The sequence below is a fragment of the Streptococcus mitis B6 genome, from assembly GCF_000027165.1.
GTDB lineage: Bacteria > Bacillota > Bacilli > Lactobacillales > Streptococcaceae > Streptococcus > Streptococcus mitis_AR.
Window position 1 is genome coordinate 1983351 of sequence record NC_013853.1, and the last position, 19112, is coordinate 2002462.

Consider the following 19112-nt stretch of genomic DNA (forward strand, 5'->3'; position numbering starts at 1 on the left):
TTATTGCTTACCATTATACCAAAAAAAGTGAGATTCTATTACCCAAAAGGCTGAATTTATAGTATAATAGTACGGTGTGAAAAAATCTGAAAAATGAGAAAGGATAAGGGATATGAAACAAGTTTTTCTCTCTACAACAACTGAATTTAAAGAGATCGATACGCTTGAACCGGGTACTTGGATCAATCTCGTTAATCCGACTCAAAATGAATCACTCGAAATCGCCAATGCCTTCGACATTGATATCGCCGACCTTCGAGCACCACTCGATGCGGAAGAAATGTCTCGTATTACGATTGAAGACGAGTACACCCTGATTATCGTTGACGTGCCGGTCACAGAAGAAAGAAATAACCGCACCTACTACGTAACCATCCCGCTTGGTATTATCATCACAGAGGAAACAATTATCACTACTTGTTTGGAACCATTACCGGTCCTCGATGTCTTTATCAACCGTCGTTTGCGTAATTTCTATACATTCATGCGCTCACGTTTTATCTTCCAGATTCTTTATCGCAATGCAGAGCTTTACCTAACAGCCCTGCGTTCGATTGACCGTAAGAGTGAACAAATCGAAAGTCAACTGCATCAATCAACTCGTAATGAAGAATTGATTGAACTCATGGAATTGGAAAAAACCATCGTCTATTTCAAGGCTTCCCTCAAAACAAATGAGCGTGTGATTAAGAAATTGACCAGCTCAACCAGCAATATCAAGAAGTACCTTGAGGACGAAGACCTGCTTGAAGATACCTTGATTGAAACCCAACAGGCCATCGAGATGGCAGATATTTATGGAAACGTCTTGCACTCTATGACGGAGACCTTTGCCTCTATCATTTCCAACAATCAGAACAACATCATGAAAACCTTGGCCCTTGTGACCATCGTCATGTCCATCCCAACCATGGTCTTCTCTGCCTACGGGATGAACTTTAAGGATAATGAAATCCCCCTAAATGGCGAGCCAAATGCCTTCTGGTTAATAGTCTTTATCGCCTTTGCTATGAGTGTCTCGCTCACTCTCTATCTCATCCATAAAAAATGGTTCTAAGAGGAGTTCCTATGTCTCAGATTAATCTACAAAAATTAACTAAGAAAAACCAAGAGTTTGTCCACATTGCTACCCAACAATTCATCAAAGATGGAAAAACAGATGCTGAAATCAAGGCTATTTTTGAGGAAGTTATTCCCCAAATCCTTGAGGAGCAAGCCAAGGGTACGACTGCTCGTTCCCTTTATGGCGCACCGACCCATTGGGCTCATAGTTTCACTGTCAAGGAACAATATGAAAAAGAGCATCCAAAAGAAAATGATGATCCAAAACTCATGATTATGGACTCAGCTCTTTTCATCACTAGCCTCTTTGCCCTTGTCAGCGCCATCACAACTTTCTTTGCGGCAGATCAAGCTTTCGGCTATGGATTGATTACTCTTCTATTAGTTGGACTGGTTGGGGGATTTGCCTTCTACTTGATGTACTACTTTGTTTACCAATACTATGGACCAGATATGGACCGCAGTCAACGTCCACCTTTCTGGAAATCTGTACTAGTTATCCTAGCTTCTATGTTCCTTTGGTTGCTTGTCTTCTTTGCAACAAGCTTCCTACCAGCTAGCCTTAACCCAGTACTTGCTCCATTGCCACTAGCTATTATCGGAGCAGCCCTCCTAGCCCTTCGCTTCTATCTCAAGAAACGCTTGAACATCCGCAGCGCAAGTGCAGGACCAACACGTTATTAAGAAGAATCATAAAAGCAACTGCAGGCGCGGTTGCTTTTTCACTTACTTTTTTGATTTTAAAGTATTCTTCTGACATCCCACATAGCCCTATCTAATCTTTTGTGATAAAATAGGCTCATACTCAATGAAAATCAAAGAGCAAACTAGGAAGCTAGCCGCAGGTTGCTCAAAGCACTGCTTTGAGGTTGTAGATAGAACTGACGAAGTCAGTAACATATACACGGCAAGGCAAAGCTGACGTGGTTTGAAGAGATTTTCGAAGAGTATCAATCTATTTCTAGGAGGATGAGATATAATTTCTACTATTGGTATTGTTAGTTTATCTAGTGGCATTATCGGAGAGGACTTTGTCAAACACGAAGTGGATTTGGGTGTCCAACGTCTCAAGGACCTGGGAGTCAATCCTATCTTTTTGCCCCATTCGTTAAAAGGATTAGACTTTATCAAGGACCATCCTGAAGCTCGTGCAGAGGATTTGATTCATGCCTTTTCTGATGATAGCATCGACATAATCCTATGCGCCATCGGTGGAGACGATATCTATCGCTTACTACCTTATCTTTTTGAAAATGATCAACTACAGAAAGTTATCAAACAAAAGATTTTTCTTGGCTTCTCAGATACAACCATGAACCATCTCATGTTGCATACACTAGGAATCAAGACTTTTTATGGTCAATCCTTCTTAGCAGACATTTGTGAGTTAGACAAAGAAATGTTGCCATATAGCCTTCACTACTTTAAAGAATTGATTGAGACGGGAAGAATCTCAGAAATCCGCCCTAGTGACGTCTGGTATGAGGAACGAACTGACTTCAGTCCCAAGGCTCTGGGAACACCTCGTGTCAGTCATGCAAATACCGATTTTGAGTTGTTGCAAGGAAATGCCCAATTCGAGGGAAAAATCCTCGGTGGTTGCCTCGAATCCCTCTATGATATCTTTGACAATTCTCGATACGCAGATAGCACGGAGCTCTGCCAACAATACAAACTTTTCCCTGACTTATCAGACTGGGAAGGAAAAATCCTCTTGCTAGAAACAAGCGAAGAAAAGCCTGAACCAGAAGACTTCAAAAAGATGTTGCGGACTTTAAAGGACACTGGCATATTTGAGGCCATCAGTGGACTCCTGGTCGGAAAACCTATGGATGAAACTTTCTATGACGACTATAAAGAGGCACTATTGGATATTATTGACAGCAATATCCCGATTATCTATAATCTAAATGTCGGCCACGCAACTCCAAGAGCCATTGTTCCCTTCGGAGTCCACGCCTATGTAGATGCACAGGAACAAGTCATTCGCTTTGACTATAACAAATAAAGCTGGGAAAAGTTTCTCAGCTTTTTTCTATATTCTCATACTCTTCGAAAATCAAATTCAAACCACGTCAACGTCGCCTTGCCGTACTCAAGTACAGCCTGTGGCTAGTTTCCTAGTTTGCTCTTTGATTTTCATTGAGTATCAGATATTCTAATTACCTATACTCACTAATTCCTGCTTTTCCACTCACAATCATTCTCGTGGTCATCAACCAGACCTGCAGCCTGTAGAAAAGACAATACAGCAACTGGCCCAGTGAACTTAAAGCCTCGTTTTTTGAGATCTTTGGATAATTTCTCAGACAAAGCGGTTTTAGCTGGGGCTTGGCGGTAATCGGGAACATCGTTAACGATCGTTTTCCCCTCAACAAAAGACCAAAGATAGGCATCAAAAGAGCCAGAGTCTTCCTGTAGTCGTAGAAAGGCTTGGGCGTTAGCGCGTGTAGCAAAAATTTTCGCTCGATTTCGGATAATGGCTGGATTATCCAGCAAGGCTTCCAATTCGGTGTCGGTCATCTCTGCGACTGCTTGAATTTGATAGTCATGAAAGGCTTCTCGGAAAGCCTGGCGTTTGTTTAGTACCGTTTCCCAAGACAGGCCTGCCTGATAGGTTTCCATACACAACAACTCAAACAATGCTTGGTCATCATGGAGAGGTTGGCCCCACTCCTCATCATGATAGGCGATGTAGAGCGGATTGGTCATCTTGACCCACGAACAACGTTTTGTCATGCTCTGCTCCTATTTGACCAACATTTTAAGGGCCGACTTGATATAGTTCTCAGCTGTATCTGTCGTTCCTTCAAAGAATTTCTTGATTTTCTTGAGTTCTGTTGCCTTGTAGCCCAGAGCCAGCATGGCCTCCATAGCTTCTTCCAGTTCTTGGTTTTCAGCGCTGGCTTGCACTGCCACCTTGGCAGGAAGGTCATCTCCTGCAACTACTACCTTGCCTTCCAAGTCCAGCACCATCTGCTGGGCTGTTTTCTTTCCAATTTTAGGGAATTTGGTCAAGTAGGTGATGTTCTTGGTTTCAATGGCTTGAACCAAGCCAGCATTGTCATCGGCAGCGATAATAGCAAGAGCTGATACAGGACCAATCCCAGAGACCGAAATCAGACTGAGAAAGAGCTTTTTCTCGTCTTCTGAGCGAAATCCATAAAGCAGATGAGCGTCCTCACGCACGACTTGATGCACATAAATCTGAGCTTCTTGATTGACCTGACCTGAGTAAGCATAGGGATTGGCCACATGCAGGATATAACCGATACCGTTGGTTTCAAGAACAATGTATTTGGCAGTGATTTTGGTAATGATTCCTTTTAAATATTCGTACATAGTTTTCCTTTTAGTTTAATATTTCCCCAACTCACGGAGACTGGTGTGATTTTCCTGAATACGTCGGAACATCTTTTCCATATCCGACTTGGTGAAATGCACCAAAACAGGACGTCCGTGAGGACAGTTATAGGGATTGTCACATTGAGAAAGCTGATAGAGGAGTTGTCTAGCTGAATGGTCGTCAATACGATGATTGGCCTTGATAGACCGCTTGCAGGACATCATAATAGCCAACTCTGCTCGGTATTTCTTGATAGAAACTTCCTTGGTCAAAAGGAGCATGTCGCACATCTCATAGATACCTGACTCAATCTCCTCCTCTGCCATCCAAATAGGATGTTCACGTAAGATGAATTGATTTTCCCCGTACTCTGCTAGAAAGACACCCACTTCCTCCAAAAGTGCCATTCTTTCCTTGATACGCAGGGCATCATCCGCAGGAAATTCAAAGATGTAGGGCACTAGCAGTTGCTGCTGGCTCTGGTCAACATTGCCAATGCTCTCACGGTACTCCTCGTATTTGACCCGTTCCTGAGCTGCGTGTTGATCTATGATGTAAAGCCCATCTCTCCCCTGGGCAAAGAGATAGGTTCCATGCATTTGCCCGAAAAATTCCAACTCTGGGAAGCTTGATGATTCTTCTCGCTCCAGTTTGTCATAGGCCTTATCCAGACTAGCTAGGTCCAACTCAGGATGGTCTAATTGGTCATAGTTAGCAGGTTTTCTCTCTGCAAAACGCAGTTTTGCTGGCTTGGTCAATTGGTCCAAGGTTTCTTTGGCAAACAGGGTTAAATCCTGCCCTTCATCAGTCAATTCTACCTGATAATCAGCCACCTCAGCTTGACTAGATCTATTTGCCTCTGTTTGCTCATAGTAAAGCGTATTTTCTTTGAGTGGGAGAATAGTTTGCTCCACCTTCTCACGATTACGCACGGTCGATTTGGCAAGATTTTCCAAGGCATCAGGTATCAAGGTCTGCTCCTTGAGACTGTTTGCAATAGCTTCTGAAACCAGGGTCATCAGTTCTTTTTCCTTGGAAATCCGCACCTCTTGCTTAGTCGGATGCACATTGACATCCGCTAGATAGGGGTCAATATGGATATGAATGACAGCCAGTGGAAAACGGCCTACCATGAGCTTACTGCCATAGCCGTCAAGAATAGCACGATTGAGTAGGAAATTCTTGATATAACGACCATTGATGAAGAGGCTGATATAGTTGCGATTAGCTCGAGTCAACTCAGGCAAGGACACAAAACCTGTAATTTCGAAATCTAGATCAGAATTCTCAATTTCAATCATCTTCTTGGCACTCGCCAAACCGTAAATCCCTGCAATAGCTTGACGCAGTTGACCAGTCCCAGCTGTCCGCGTCATTTCCTTGCCATCACTAATCAAGCTGAAAGAAATCTCAGGATGGGCCAAACCCAGACGGTTGACAATATCAATGATATGAGACAGCTCCGCTTGCTGGCTCTTCATATACTTGAGACGGGCAGGCGTATTGAAAAATAGGTCCTCCACACAAACCTTGGTCCCCACAGGACTAGTCGCTGGGATGACTTCTTCTACTTCTCCCCCACGTGCGACGAGCTTAGTCCCATGACTCGCACCATCCACCGCCGTCAACAGAGTCAGTACACTGACAGACGCGATAGAGGGCAGGGCTTCACCACGAAAACCAAGCGTCCGAATCCGAAAGAGATCTGCTTGATTTTTTATCTTACTGGTCGCATGACGACGCAAGGCCAATTCCACCTCATCGTGAGCAATTCCATGACCATTATCCGTGATTTGAATCTTCTTGAGACCAGCTTCCTCGATCTCAATGATAATCTGACTAGAGCCCGCGTCAATGGCGTTTTCTACCAGCTCCTTAACAACGCTAGCTGGACGCTCGATAACCTCTCCAGCTGCAATCTGGTTTGCCAGCACCTCTGGCAATTCAATAATATGAGACATCTTTCAGCCCCTTTCCGTATCTATTTTCCTAGCAATTGATTAGTGCTATTATACCATATTTCAGATAGGACAGAAAAGCTCCACCACATAGGAACCAAATCCCTCCACATAGACAAAGTCCCTTGCAAGGGGCTGAAAAATAGTGTTTAATAAAGGTGTACAAGAAGTGATCACAATTTTGTATGAAAAACAAGGAGAGAAATTTATGAAAGTAGAACTACAGATCAGTGAGACTTACAAGGAGGAAAAACTGATTGTCCAAGCACCTCAAGAAACCGAAAAAGTCCAAAAAGTCATCGAGTTCGCAGAAAATCTGGACCGAACAGAAAAAATCAAAGGGAAAATCGAGAATCAGGTCTATCTCGTTGAGATTGGTAAGATACAACGCTTCTATATCGAGAATCGGAAGGTTCTAGCAGAAACCGCGAGTCAGACCTACAGCATTGATTTGCGACTCTATCAGGTACTTGAACTCTTGCCAAGCAATTTTATCCAAATTTCCCAATCAGAAATCATCAATATCGATTCCATCTCTCATCTCAAGCTCACCCCCAACGGCCTAGTAGAAATTTTCTTGAAAAACGAAAGCTTCACCGACTCTTCACGCCGTTACCTAAAAACCATCAAGGAGAAATTAGAACTATGAAAAAACAAATCTTCCACGACGCAGCTACTGGTGTCCTCATCGGCCTCATCCTCTCTATCATCTTTTCACTCATTTATGCCCCAAACACCTACGCCCCACTAAGTTCCGAGTCTCTCATCGGCCAAGTGATGGCTCAACATCAGGTTCACGGTGCCCTGATCTTGCTCTACTGCACACTTATTTGGGCAGCTATCGGTATTCTCTTCAACTTTGGCAAGCGATTATTCAGCCGTGACTGGAGCTTGCTCCGTGCAACTCTGACCCATTTCTTCCTTATGCTAGTAGGATTTATCCCATTAGCAACCCTAGCAGGTTGGTTCCCCTTCCACTGGAATTTCTACCTCCAGCTCATTATCGAGTTTGCGATTGTCTACCTCATCATTTGGACTATTTCCTATAAAAGAGCATCAAAAAAAGTAGACCATATCAATCAAATCTTGGATTATAGGAAGTAAGAGTACTGATAAAATCACTTGGAATAATAAAAAAGTCAAGCCTAAGCTCAACTTTCCAACTCATACAAATCTGCGATAATCCCTGCGACACGTTTGATATCTTCCAGCATGCCTCGCATTTCAAAGTCAGCTAATACAGGGAAACCAAAACGTTGACTGTATTGCTTGGCTGTCAGGCAGTATTGGTTATTAAAGTTACGATTTCCTGAACCAACCACTCCAAAACACTTACTAGCATTATCACCATAGGCGATAAAATCTCCCACTGGCGTTGTCAATATCTCAACATCTCCGTTATCCACGCCATTCCCACCTTCTAGGTAAGTCGGCAAAAAAGCAACATAGGGATGCTCCATTTCATAGAAATCTTGGCCTTCTTTGACCAAATCCTTAATATGAATCTTTTGAACCTCAATCCCCTCGTACTGGGACAAGAGATAGTCTTTCAAGCGTGTCACAAAACTTTCAGTATTGCCACTCAGACTAATATAAACTAAAGAAATTGTCTTCATATTTACCTCCATGATTTTATCTATAATCGAAAAATAACTACCAAAATTGTAACTTGATAGTTATTTTTTGTCAATACTTAGGCAAGTTCTTCTGTTTCCTCTTCTTCCGCCAAAGCTTTTTGCTGACGCCACATCTTGTAAAAGACAAGGGCTAGGAAGAGAATATTGATGACGATATAGAAAATGCTAACGGCTTGTGAAATAACACTTATCCCTAAACGCATGGTCTCATCGTGAACTAACTGCACAGCGTCTTGTAAAGTCACATAGCTATAAATCGAACCAATAATGGCTAACAAAACATAGCCGACATAAGTATAGTTTGCATATTGCAAATTCTTACGAACAAGGAAGACAATAGCTACTACCACTAAAATAGCAGATAGCACAATCAAGGCCATATTAAAAATAGAATGAGTTGATTCTGCTACTCTATAGGTGTAATTAAGCTGGTCTTCTAATTGCTGAGCACTGACCCCTGCAACTTGTTTCTGAGCGGCACGAAGGGCTTCTTTGCTAGGTAAGGGACTCAACATTCCAAACAGAGACGTAGCTGAAATAAGAGCAGACAAGATTAGCAAGACCCATAGATAAATTGGTTTTTTCATAATAGAACCTCCTGATATTATTATCGATATTATAGCACTTTTTGTAAAGGGATACAAATATTATAGTGTAGTTTCTACCTGTTTTCTGTAGGCTTTTGGCGATTTTCCGCACAATTTTCGGAACACTTTATAGAAATATCCAACATTACTGTAACCAACAGCATAACAAATATCTTCGATACTGTCACTAGTTGAAAGCAAGAGCTGCTGGGCAGCCTTAATGCGTTGTTTGTTTAAAAGCTCTGCGAAGGTCGAATTGGTTTCTCGCTTAATCAACTGTCCCAGATAGACAGGATTGATGAAGAGATCCTTACTGATATCCTTGAGGGAAAGTTCTTTCTGATAATCACGACCAATGACTTCTAGCACACTAACCACATTTTCATTCATCCGATATTGTCCAAAGAATCGGGTCAAAGTTTCCTTGATATAAGGAACCAATTCATCGAAGGTTTGAATAGCATGAATGGTTTTGACAATATCCGTCAAATCATCAGCTTTGAGATGTTCAAATAAATGAAAGACATCCATGACAAACTGGATAAAAAGCTGTTTGGTAATCGGAACACGCGGCGTATTTTCAAGAACCACCTTCTCCAAGAGATTTAACTCTTCTACGATTTGATTGAGATTTCCCTGAATGATAACCCTATAAATCGGTTCGTAATAGGCAAAGAGACTCTCAGACTGTTTTAGATTTACAGAACCGTAAAAGAGGGCTTTCTCAGCATTCAGCTTCCAGCGTTCAAAGTGTTCTTGATAAGGAGCTTCAAAGGGAGTAACGACTAAACCATCTAGGGGTTTATCAGAAATAAAAATCTGCCAGTCTTGACCCAATACATAGTAGGGAATGGTGAAAGAGCCTTGTTTTTCCTTGGATAGGCCTATCCACCAATTCTCCTTACCTCCTAGATAACTAACAAATCCAGCCACGTCTAAATCTTGACTGAGGGTCTGACTTTTCTTTCCTCTCTCGCCGAGCTGACCTGCAATCTTTTCCAGCAGATTTCCCAACTCTACCTTATCTACTGGCTTGACCAAATAGTCCACCACACTAAGGTTCATTGCTCTCTTTACATAATCAAACTCCTGATAACCTGAGAGCAGGATATAGGCGGCATCTGGTAAGATTTCTTTCATCTCCCGAATCATATCAAGCCCTGTTTTGTCGGGCATATTGACATCTGAAATGATGACATCGACGGGATTTTTCTGAACATATTCCATGGCTTCATCAGCATGACTGGCTGTTGCGACGACCTCCATATCCCACTTATCAAAGGGAATCAAACGTTTCAGACCTTCTGTCACCATGTACTCATCATCTACTAATAATACTTTATACATTTTCTCCCTTTCTACTCATCTTGAATTATAATACGATACTGAACACCCGCTTGCTCTGCAGACTCTATAGTAATGGCATAGCGGTCCCCAAAATAGAGCACAAAACGCTCATGTACATTGACAATCCCGATAGACTGCTTTTGATCACTGTAATTCGCTTGGTGTTCAAAATGTCTCTGACTTAATTTTTCTCGGAGATTTGCCAGCTTTTCAACCGACATTCCTCTACCATTATCGACCACCAAAATTTCCACAAAACCATCCTGTTTAAGAGCTTTAATGCTAATCACATTATCTGTTCGTCTGTGGTCAACACCATGAGCGAAATAATTTTCTACTAGCGGTTGCAAGGTAAACTTAGGAATCTTCATATTCTCTAACTCTGGATCTATCTTGAAACCATAGGCAATGGACTTGGGATAGCGAACCATGCAGAGATAGCTGTATTTACGGCAAAATTCTAATTCCTGTTTGAGAAGAGTTTCTCTTTCGTCGGAAATATTGTTACGCAAGAGACTACTGAACTCATAAATGATATCTGCCAACTCATCTTGACTCTGCATGACTGCGTACATACGCAAGAACTCCAGAGTATTGTACATAAAATGGGGATTAATTTGAGCCTGCAGGGCTCGCATGTTGGCATCTTTTTGACTGAGCTCTAGCTGATAAATATCATGGATATTCTTTTCCAAGCGATCCAACATATCATTGGTCGTCTCCGCGATTAGGAGCAATTCCTGATCCTTTTCAAGCGTATCAATGCGAAGACCTTCTTGTCCTTGGGCAATAGCTTGGATGGAATCCACCAAATCCACTACCTGCTTTTGATAATTAGCAAAGGTCTGCCTCAACGTCAGATAGAGAATGACAATAAAGAGAAGGCTCAAACCCACAATCAAAGCAGAGCTAGCCACTGTTCCTTGTAAAACAAAGTTTTTAGGAACTGCCACCTGAACCTGATATCCATGAGAGGTAAAACCGACAAACCAGTTCTCATGTTCCCTATTGACCCTCTCACCAATATGAAAAATCTCCGTATCAAATGGTGATGTCACAGTAACAGCCATCGGGATATGACCTCGGGTATTGTCAATTGCATGATATAAAACTTCTGGATCCAAGGATATGTAAATCACTCCTATAGATTGATCCGTTGCTGGGTCCAGAACTGGAATGCCAAAACTATTGGCCTCAGGTTTAAAGGCTTCAGCTGGCAAGACATGACCACTTCTTTTATCCCTTGTTGAAACATAAACTTCTTTAAAATCCTGCAAGACGATTGCAACACCCGTTATAGAGTCATTTTGGACATAAAGATCATCAATGTTTTCATACAGAGAAATAGAAGTTGACGAAGTTGCTTGATGCTCCAACAGCCAATAAAAATACTCAGAAGTTGACAAGCTAAAGTACTTATAAACCCCTTGTATACGGTCTTGATTGGCTACTAAATCTTGCGCCAGTTGGGCTGATTCTCTATAATAATACTCCACCTCATCGACTGTTCGAGTGGTTACACGCTGGGCTACTCTTTGAGCTTCCTTTTCCCGTGAATCCCAGTCAGCGTAAGAGAGTAAGATTGCAAAACTTGCAATAATAATCATCATAACTGAACTATAGGTTCTTAGAAGCGTATGTAGCCAAAACTGCTTCATCCTACTTTGTCGCCAATTTTTCATGGATACTTTCATAGACCGGTTCCAACATATCACTGATAAAGAAATGCCACATCCCAATTCCTACAAAGAAAAGTAGGGCAGGCATATAGTAACCAATTGCCACAAGTAGCACAGTTCCAAGGAGAACCTTGGCCACAGCCACTAAGCTCATAAAGATGCCAATCAAGGATAGTTTGAGACTATTTAGATAGGACAAGTCAAAATAAACTTGTAGTTTCAAAGACACTGTATAAGCCAAAAACAGCAGGGCAACTACTAGAACATTCAAAAAGGTCGCAATCAAATGAACAATAGTCTGATGAGGCAATTGCACCAAGAGATACAAGCCGTAGACCAAAACTAAATCCACTCCTAGAAAGCTATAAAAAATCAGGTTGCTTGAGACAAAATTTTGCTTGTAAAGAGACCAAGCCTCCTTCAAACTATATTCTCGAAAACTATAACCATGTTCTGCATATAAGCTCATCAAGGTGGCGCTAGCCGGCGCTAGACCAAGGATAATTCCCCCTGCTAAGGTTAATAGCCAAAAGAAGGCTGTCGCAATCATCCCTAAAAAGAAACGATTAAAGACAAAGTCTAAAAACCTACCCATGATATCCTCCTAAAATTAACTATGAAACTATTATATCATATTTCAAGCGTTTTCAAAACTTATAGTGCCCATTTACAATCCCACCAAACCGTGGTACAATGAGAATTGTGAAAAAATTATCAGGAGACAATTCATGAAAAAATCTATCTTAACTACACTGCTTTTTGCAGTTCTTTACTTCCTCTGCATGGGGATTGGTGTCCTTTTGGGCAATCTCTTTGACCAAACTGGAAACATGTTTTATGCGCCTGCCTTTACTGCCCTTGTCGGCGGTAGCGTCTATATGATTCTGGTCGCAAAAGTTCCGCGCTTTGGAGCCATTACCACTATCGGCCTTGTCATTGCTCTCTTTTTCTTGGGAACTAAACACGGTGCTGGTGCCTTCCTTCCTGGAATTATCTGTGGCCTCCTAGCAGATGCAGTAGCTAGCCTTGGAAAATACAAGGACCAAACAAAGAACTTTCTTTCTTTTATTATTTTTGCCTTTAGCTCAACTGGCCCAATCTTACTTATGTGGATTGCGCCCAAAGCCTATATGGCTACCCTTCTAGCAAGAGGAAAATCGCAAGAATATATCGACCGTATCATGGTTGCTCCAGACCCTGGAACCATCCTTCTATTTATCGCAAGTGTTGTCATCGGAGCCCTAGTTGGTGCCTTGATTGGACAATCCTTGAGTAAAAAATTTGCGCAGAAAATCTGATTACTAAAAAAGAGCCAAACGGCTCTTTTTTATTTATGACTCAATTTTTTGGTCAGGAAGTCTCCCAAGAATTGGATTGCAAAGATAATCAAAATGATAATGATGGTTGCCAAGATGGTCACATCGTGATTGTAGCGATTAAATCCATAAGCGATGGCTACGTTACCAATACCACCAGCTCCAACTGCTCCCGCCATAGCTGTTTCCCCAACAAGGGAAATCAAGGTCACAGTCGTTACACGGATCAAGTCTGGAAGGCCTTCTGATAGGTAAACACCTACGATATCCCAGAATGTCGCTCCGCTAGCTTGAGCCGCCTCAATGACACCACCATCTAGCTCAGCCAATACCACCTGTACTTGACGGGCAAAGAAGGCAAAGACTGCAAAAGATAGCGGTACGATAGCCGCATTTGGACCAATGCTTGTTCCTACGATTAGATGAGAGAAGGGTGACAAGACTGCCAAGAGAATGATAAAAGGAACCGCACGGAAAATAGAGGTGATTTTATCCAAAATCCAAAAAACAACTTTATTTTCCAAAACACCACCTCGTGCTGTCAAGACAAGGAAGAGCCCTGCTACCAGTCCCAAGAGCCCTCCGATGATGAAGGAAAGAACTGTCATATAGAGGGTTAGGTAGATGGCTGTTCCCCAGCCAGCCTGACCAGCCCAGCCCATTTTATAGACATTTGGTAAATAGGTTTGAATCAATGATTCCATCTTACTGTCCTCCCTTCAATACTTTTAGCTGCACACCTGCTTGACGAATGGTTTCTTGAGCACCTGCTAGCGCTGCTTTTTCACCTGACAAGACCACAACCAATTCTCCAACAGGAGTGCCATCGAGGATTTCGATATTCCCATAGAGGATATTAGCCGTTACTTGGTAACGCTTGTACAGTTCATTCAAAAGTGGCTCGTCTGTTGAAACACCTGCATACTTAAGCTGCACCAAGAGGCTGTTTTCAGACAAGTGTTCCACGATTTCTTGCTTCTCGATTTTGACCATGGCTTCGTCAATACCTGTAGCTGTTGAGATAAAGTCTTGAGTCAAAGGTTGTTTAGGGTCTGAGAAGATTTCAAGAACACTACCCTCTTCAATCAAATGCCCATCCTGCATAACTGCCACACGATTGGCAATATCTTTGACAATCTGCATTTCATGCGTAATCAAGACAACAGTTAATCCTAATTTTTGGTTCAAATCTTGCAATAAGGCCAAAATCTGCTTGGTTGTCTTAGGGTCAAGGGCAGAAGTTGACTCATCTGAAATCAAGATTTTTGGATCATTGGCCAAGGCACGCGCAATGGCCACACGCTGTTTTTGCCCTCCAGATAGTTGTGAAGGGTAGTTTTCAGCACGGTCTGCTAAGCCAACCAAGTCCAACAACTTAGCTACTTTAGCCTTCTTTTCTTCCTTGCTGAGTCCAGAGTGTTTAAGTGCAAAGGCTACATTCTCCTCTGCTGTCTTTTGGCTCATCAGGTTAAAATGCTGGAAAATCATCCCGATATCCTGACGTTTACGACGCAACTGCTCTGCCGTCAAAGTCACCTTACCATCAAAAATCACATCGTCGTCAATGGTAATTTTCCCTGCAGATGGTTTTTGCAAGAGATTAATCACCCGTACAAGGGTTGATTTCCCTGCTCCAGAATATCCAACGATTCCGTAGATATCCCCTTCTTGGATGTGAATGGTCACATCCTTGACCGCTGTAATGGTTCTCTTCTTTTGATGAAAAGTCACATCGATCTGATCTAACTTGATAATATCTCTACTCATAGCTTCTAATCAGCTCCTCTACTAATTCAATATGGGTGTAATAATCGGCGATTCGCACGTTCTCATCTCCACCGTGGTCTCGACTGTTGGCATTTCCTAGACCGAAGGCCACCATTGGCACCTCTAGGGCATCAAAGACCGTATGCATAGGCCCTGTCCCCGCTGTCGTCGGCAAGACTGAAACGCCCTGTGGATAGAATTTCTTGGCCAACTCGATTACATTGAGAATGGCTGGTGCGCTCATATCGCTTCGATAGCTCATCTCTCCCAAGGTATAGTATAATTCTACCTTATCAAAGCCATTTTTGTCTAGCTGTTTCCGAATTTTTTCCAGAACATCATGCGGTTCTAGACCAGGAACCAAACGAACCTCTAGCTTAGCACTGGCTTCTGCTGGCAAAATCGTTTTAACGCCTTGTCCTTGGTAACCTGACTGAATCCCTTCGATATTGAGAGCAGGTTCAAAAAAGAAACGTTTGAGAAAGGCTGCACGATCCTCTTGTAAGAGAGGCAATTCCAAACCATAAATCTGGCTGATTTCCCCAGGATTGCGTTGGGCGTAAGTATCCACCAAGGCCAATTCTCGTTCATTTGGTTCTTGAACTTCTTCGTACAAACCTTCAACCAAGATACGGCCATCTGCGGCACGAAGAGACTGTAAGGCTTGAAGGAGGTACCAAGGAGCTGATTCCACAACCCCACCATAACTCGAGTGGATATCGACATCAGCACTTTTCACCTTGGCATCAAAAGTCACAATCCCCTTATTTCCACCAGAAATTTCTAACTGTTCCAAGGCATTTTTGGTTCCTTGTTCCCAGACCAACAAATCTGCACCACGGAGTTTATCCGCATGTTTTTCCAGATACTTATCTAGGTCTGTCGAAGCCGATTCCTCCGCTCCCTCCATGATAAAACTGATATTGACAGGCAGGTCATCATGGTGTTGCATGTATTTTCTCAAAGCACTCAAACGAGCCGTGATATGACCCTTATCATCGTCAACCCCACGCCCATACATGAAACCATTGCGCACCGAAAGAGTAAAAGGATCCTCCGTCCACACCTGATCTCCGTCAGCTGGTACAGTGTCATAGTGGTTATAGAAAATCAAGGTCTTGGCATCTGGGCGCGAACTCTTGAAATGCGCCATGACAAAGGGAGCCGTATAAGTCTCATCAATCTCCACTTCAGCCCCCACACGCTTGAAAATCTCACCCAGATAGTTGGCAACTTCTTTGAGACCCACCTGTTGGGCAAAGACCGACTTCTTAGAAATCAAGGTACGCAAAACCTCAAAATAATGCTGGGCTACATGATCCTTTTCAAATTTTTCAATCTGTTCTTGTTCGCTAGGAAAAACCATATTCTCTCTACCTTTCTATGAACCTATAGTCTTCTTTACAATTCATGCTCTATACAAAAGCAAGAGGTGGAATTCTCTCTCCCACCTCCCTGTTTCTTATTACCAAACTGGTTGATCCAAACCGTCTGATGTTTCTTCAATAACTTTTTTCACTTCATCTGTATGGTAAGCTGCAACAACTTTCTTGATAGCATCCGCCTTAGGTGATGTTTCCCAATCTTTTTTCGCAACGATAATGTTGTACCATTGTTTTGAATTTTCATCAGCTTGTTCTTTGAAAAGTGCTTTCTTGTAGTCCAATTTTGCTTCTGTAACGAAGGTATTGTTTACAACGGCAGCGTCAACTGATGACAATGAACGTGCTGTTTGGCTAGCGTCCAATTCAGTGATTTTCAAGTTCTTTGGATTTTCTTTGATGTTAGCAACTGTTGCAAGAGCAGTTCCTGAAACGTCCAATTTAATCAAGCCAGCTGATTGAAGCAAGTAAAGTGCACGACTTTCGTTTGTAGCATCGTTTGGTACAGCGATTTCTCCGTTTGCTGGGATGTCTTCTACTTTAGTGTACTTGTTGTCACTTCCATTCAAACCTGAGTAAAGACGGATTGGAGAGATGTAAGTATCTGCAATCGCTACAAGGTCTTTCCCGTTTTCTTTGTTCCAGTTGTTCAAGAAGTTATAGTGTTGGAAAGCGTTCAAATCTACTTCGCCATCAGCAGTTGCCTTGTTTGGTTGTGAGTAGTCTGTGAACTCTGTAAATTCCAAAGTGATACCGTCTTTTTTAACCAATTCTTGGACCTTATCCCAACGAGCTTCTTCAGAACCGCTACGGTTCACTGTTGCGATTTTGATAGTTGTTGCATTGTCTGCTTTCTTTTCTGAGTTTCCGCAAGCTGCAAGAGCCAAACCTGCGACTGTAGCAAGGGCTGCTACACCAAGCCATTTTTTGATTTTCATGATTCTTTCTCCTTAAAAATAATACTGTATCAGTATCTCACAATTTGTTTGATTTCACAAATTGTTATTAGATAGTCAGATATATAGTTTAAAGCTATATCCCTAAAAACTGAGAAATCACCCACCTTACTCAGAATGGATAATTTCAAGCAATTATTTAATATCCGCTTCTGCTGGTAGATAATTGTCTCCGAAGAATTGTTTTGACAATTTTTCAAGAGTTCCGTCTTTGTAGAGTTCTTGGATACGTTTGTCTACAAATGTTTTCAACTCATCTTGACCTTTAGCAAGAAGTGGGTAAACGTAAGGTTGTTGGTCGCTTGGAAGATCGATGACTTTCAAGTTGTCCAAACCTTGGTTCTTGATGACTGTTTCAACAGTGATTTTATCAAAAATCTTGTAGTCAAACTGACCATCGCTCAAGTGGCCCATGATTTGTTGTAAGTTTGCTTTAGTATAGTTAAGGACAGTTGGGTTATCTGAGTGTTGTTTGTTGTAGTCTTCTAACTGTTTCGCAGATGTTGTTCCTTGAACAACTTCTGTTGATTTTCCACCAACATCATCAAGCGATTTGATGCTAGAATCGTCTTTCTTGACTACAAGAACGTTAGGGTCTTTAACAGTTGGGGCTGCATAAAGGTATTTTTCAGCACGTTCTTTCGTGTAGCTGATGTTGTTAACAGCCATTTGATAACGGTCAGCGTCAAGTCCTGCAAAGACACCTGACCACTCTGTCTTCTCAAACTTGACATCATACTTGTCAGAGTCTTTAAAGATAGCGCGAACGACTTCAATCTCATAACCAGTCAATTCGCCATTTTCTTCATAGTTGAATGGTTTTGGTGAAGAATTAGTTGCAACAATAATTTCTTTCTTGCTAGCTGCTTCTCCTTCTTTCTTAGCACCACCTGAGCAAGCTGCTAGCACACCTGCAGAAACAAGCCCTAGGGCAGCAAGAGAGGAGTATTTAACGATTTTTTTCATGTCATTTCCTCCAAAATAAAATACCTTATAATCTTAACAGAAAAAGAGCATTTACGCCATTATATGATATCTATCTCTGTGATAGGTTTTCTTTATGGCTGATTTAAAAGAGCAAACGCAAGGCGGCAATCAAGACTACTCCAAAGAGAACCGTTCCAACTAGATTGCGGTAGCGAACTGAAAAATCACCCATCTTACTCAGAATGGATGATTTCAGGAAATTATTTAATATCAGCTTCTGCTGGTAGGTAAGTGTCTCCGAAGAATTGTTTTGACAGTTTTTCAAGAGTTCCGTCTTTGTAGAGTTCTTGGATACGTTTGTCTACAAATGTTTTCAACTCATCTTGACCTTTAGCAAGAAGTGGGTAAACGTAAGGTTGTTGGTCGCTTGGAAGTTCAATCACTTTCAAGTTGTCCAAACCTTGGTTCTTGATAACTGTTTCAACACCGATTTTATCAAAAATCTTGTAGTCAAACTGGCCATCACTCAAGCGTCCCATGATTTGTTGGAAGTCTGCTTTAGTATAGTTAAGGACAGTTGGATTATCTGAGTGTTGTTTGTTGTAGTCTTCTAACTGTTTCGCAGATGTTGTCCCTTGAACAACTTCTGTTGATTTTCCACCGATATCATCAAGCGATTTGATGCTAGAGTCATCTTTTTTCACTACAAGAACGTTAGGGTTTTTAGCAGTTGGGGCTGCGTAAAGGTATTTTTCAGCACGTTCTTTAGTGTAGCTGATGTTGTTAACGGCCATTTGGTAACGGTCAGCGTCAAGTCCTGCAAAGACTCCTGACCACTCTGTCTTCTCAAACTTGACATCATACTTGTCAGAGTCTTTAAAGATAGCGCGAACCACTTCAATTTCATAACCAGTCAATTCGCCATTTTCTTCATAGTTGAATGGTTTTGGTGAAGCATTGGTTGCAACGATAATTTCTTTCTTGCTAGCCGCTTCTCCTTCTTTCTTAGCACCACCTGAGCAAGCCGCAAGCACACCTGCAGCAACAAGCCCTAGGGCAGCAAGAGATGAATATTTAACGATTTTTTTCATGTCATTTCCTCCAAAATAAAATACCTTATAATCTTAACAGAAAAAGAGCATTTACGC

At 41.9% G+C, this 19112-nt stretch carries 20 protein-coding genes and 1 pseudogene; 6 read left to right on the top strand and 15 right to left on the bottom strand.

Going from position 1 to position 19112, the window contains the following annotated elements:
• The first annotated feature begins 112 nt into the window (after nucleotides 1–112).
• From SMI_RS09735 to SMI_RS09745, 3 genes are all read left to right on the top strand, one after another.
• Nucleotides 113–1057 carry a magnesium transporter CorA family protein gene (locus tag SMI_RS09735; protein ID WP_000815623.1) on the top strand — a complete coding sequence of 315 codons (945 nt, stop codon included), beginning with the start codon at nucleotides 113–115 and terminating at the stop codon, nucleotides 1055–1057.
• Between the two features lie 11 nt (nucleotides 1058–1068).
• A complete protein-coding gene (locus tag SMI_RS09740) occupies nucleotides 1069–1746 on the top strand; it encodes a DUF1129 domain-containing protein (protein ID WP_000078366.1) in 678 nt (225 codons plus the stop codon).
• A 292-nt stretch (nucleotides 1747–2038) separates the two neighbouring features.
• Nucleotides 2039–3070, top strand: a complete 1032-nt coding sequence (locus SMI_RS09745; RefSeq protein WP_164925574.1) for a S66 family peptidase — start codon at nucleotides 2039–2041, stop codon at nucleotides 3068–3070.
• Nucleotides 3071–3237: 167 nt separating this feature from the next.
• Here the strand turns inward: SMI_RS09745 and SMI_RS09750 are convergent, their stop codons facing one another.
• The 3 genes from SMI_RS09750 to mutL are packed head-to-tail and all read right to left on the bottom strand — an operon-like array spanning nucleotide 3238 to nucleotide 6369.
• On the bottom strand, nucleotides 3238–3801 hold the full coding sequence (locus SMI_RS09750; protein ID WP_000166578.1) for a DNA-3-methyladenine glycosylase I: 564 nt from the start codon (nucleotides 3799–3801) through the stop codon (nucleotides 3238–3240).
• Nucleotides 3802–3810: 9 nt separating this feature from the next.
• Nucleotides 3811–4404, bottom strand: a complete 594-nt coding sequence (gene ruvA / locus SMI_RS09755) for a Holliday junction branch migration protein RuvA (protein ID WP_000273417.1) — start codon at nucleotides 4402–4404, stop codon at nucleotides 3811–3813.
• 15 nt (nucleotides 4405–4419) lie between these two features.
• Complete coding sequence (mutL, locus tag SMI_RS09760) at nucleotides 4420–6369, bottom strand: DNA mismatch repair endonuclease MutL (RefSeq protein WP_000018198.1); 1950 nt, start codon at nucleotides 6367–6369, stop codon at nucleotides 4420–4422.
• 205 nt (nucleotides 6370–6574) lie between these two features.
• On the opposite strand from mutL, the gene SMI_RS09765 reads away from it, so the two are divergent.
• Nucleotides 6575–7015: a LytTR family DNA-binding domain-containing protein gene (locus tag SMI_RS09765; protein ID WP_000861978.1), complete on the top strand. Its 441-nt coding sequence runs from the start codon at nucleotides 6575–6577 to the stop codon at nucleotides 7013–7015.
• Nucleotides 7012–7470, top strand: a complete 459-nt coding sequence (locus SMI_RS09770; protein ID WP_000743981.1) for a DUF3021 domain-containing protein — start codon at nucleotides 7012–7014, stop codon at nucleotides 7468–7470. Before SMI_RS09765 ends, SMI_RS09770 begins: the two co-directional genes overlap by 4 nt.
• A 47-nt stretch (nucleotides 7471–7517) precedes the next feature.
• Here the strand turns inward: SMI_RS09770 and nrdI are convergent, their stop codons facing one another.
• The 5 genes from nrdI to SMI_RS09795 all read right to left on the bottom strand — a co-directional run bounded on the left by nrdI (nucleotide 7518) and on the right by SMI_RS09795 (nucleotide 12211).
• A complete protein-coding gene (gene nrdI / locus SMI_RS09775; RefSeq protein ID WP_000849614.1) occupies nucleotides 7518–7982 on the bottom strand; it encodes a class Ib ribonucleoside-diphosphate reductase assembly flavoprotein NrdI in 465 nt (154 codons plus the stop codon).
• A gap of 77 nt (nucleotides 7983–8059) precedes the next feature.
• On the bottom strand, nucleotides 8060–8593 hold the full coding sequence (locus SMI_RS09780; RefSeq protein ID WP_164925575.1) for an ABC transporter permease: 534 nt from the start codon (nucleotides 8591–8593) through the stop codon (nucleotides 8060–8062).
• 57 nt (nucleotides 8594–8650) lie between these two features.
• On the bottom strand, nucleotides 8651–9937 hold the full coding sequence (locus SMI_RS09785; RefSeq protein ID WP_000278886.1) for a response regulator transcription factor: 1287 nt from the start codon (nucleotides 9935–9937) through the stop codon (nucleotides 8651–8653).
• Nucleotides 9938–9948: 11 nt separating this feature from the next.
• Nucleotides 9949–11619, bottom strand: a complete 1671-nt coding sequence (locus SMI_RS09790) for a histidine kinase (protein WP_000800611.1) — start codon at nucleotides 11617–11619, stop codon at nucleotides 9949–9951.
• Nucleotides 11597–12211 (bottom strand): YesL family protein, encoded by a 615-nt coding sequence (locus SMI_RS09795; RefSeq protein WP_000532352.1) that lies wholly within the window; start codon nucleotides 12209–12211, stop codon nucleotides 11597–11599. The genes SMI_RS09790 and SMI_RS09795 overlap by 23 nt, the downstream gene beginning before the upstream one ends.
• 133 nt (nucleotides 12212–12344) lie before the next feature.
• On the opposite strand from SMI_RS09795, the gene SMI_RS09800 reads away from it, so the two are divergent.
• The gene (locus SMI_RS09800) at nucleotides 12345–12914 is read left to right on the top strand and encodes an MptD family putative ECF transporter S component (RefSeq protein ID WP_000748388.1); all 570 of its coding nucleotides are present in this window, start codon (nucleotides 12345–12347) and stop codon (nucleotides 12912–12914) included.
• Nucleotides 12915–12943: 29 nt separating this feature from the next.
• On the opposite strand, the gene SMI_RS09805 is transcribed toward SMI_RS09800, so the two are convergent.
• From SMI_RS09805 to SMI_RS09830, 7 genes and pseudogenes are all read right to left on the bottom strand, one after another.
• A complete protein-coding gene (locus SMI_RS09805) occupies nucleotides 12944–13636 on the bottom strand; it encodes a methionine ABC transporter permease (RefSeq protein WP_000444654.1) in 693 nt (230 codons plus the stop codon).
• 1 nt (nucleotide 13637) lies between these two features.
• The gene (locus tag SMI_RS09810) at nucleotides 13638–14699 is read right to left on the bottom strand and encodes a methionine ABC transporter ATP-binding protein (protein ID WP_000085672.1); all 1062 of its coding nucleotides are present in this window, start codon (nucleotides 14697–14699) and stop codon (nucleotides 13638–13640) included.
• On the bottom strand, nucleotides 14692–16065 hold the full coding sequence (locus SMI_RS09815) for a M20 family metallopeptidase (RefSeq protein WP_000231807.1): 1374 nt from the start codon (nucleotides 16063–16065) through the stop codon (nucleotides 14692–14694). The genes SMI_RS09810 and SMI_RS09815 overlap by 8 nt, the downstream gene beginning before the upstream one ends.
• Nucleotides 16066–16164: 99 nt before the next feature.
• Nucleotides 16165–17019, bottom strand: coding sequence for a MetQ/NlpA family ABC transporter substrate-binding protein (locus SMI_RS09820; protein ID WP_000694521.1), 855 nt, complete (start codon nucleotides 17017–17019; stop codon nucleotides 16165–16167).
• A 153-nt stretch (nucleotides 17020–17172) separates the two neighbouring features.
• Nucleotides 17173–18003 carry an amino acid ABC transporter substrate-binding protein gene (locus SMI_RS09825; protein WP_000724974.1) on the bottom strand — a complete coding sequence of 277 codons (831 nt, stop codon included), beginning with the start codon at nucleotides 18001–18003 and terminating at the stop codon, nucleotides 17173–17175.
• 103 nt (nucleotides 18004–18106) lie between these two features.
• Nucleotides 18107–18178: pseudogene (locus SMI_RS10640) on the bottom strand (AzlD domain-containing protein); the annotation flags it as partial.
• Between the two features lie 46 nt (nucleotides 18179–18224).
• Entirely contained in the window at nucleotides 18225–19055 is an 831-nt protein-coding gene (locus SMI_RS09830) for an amino acid ABC transporter substrate-binding protein (RefSeq protein ID WP_000724947.1), read from the bottom strand.
• Nucleotides 19056–19112 lie beyond the last annotated feature (57 nt).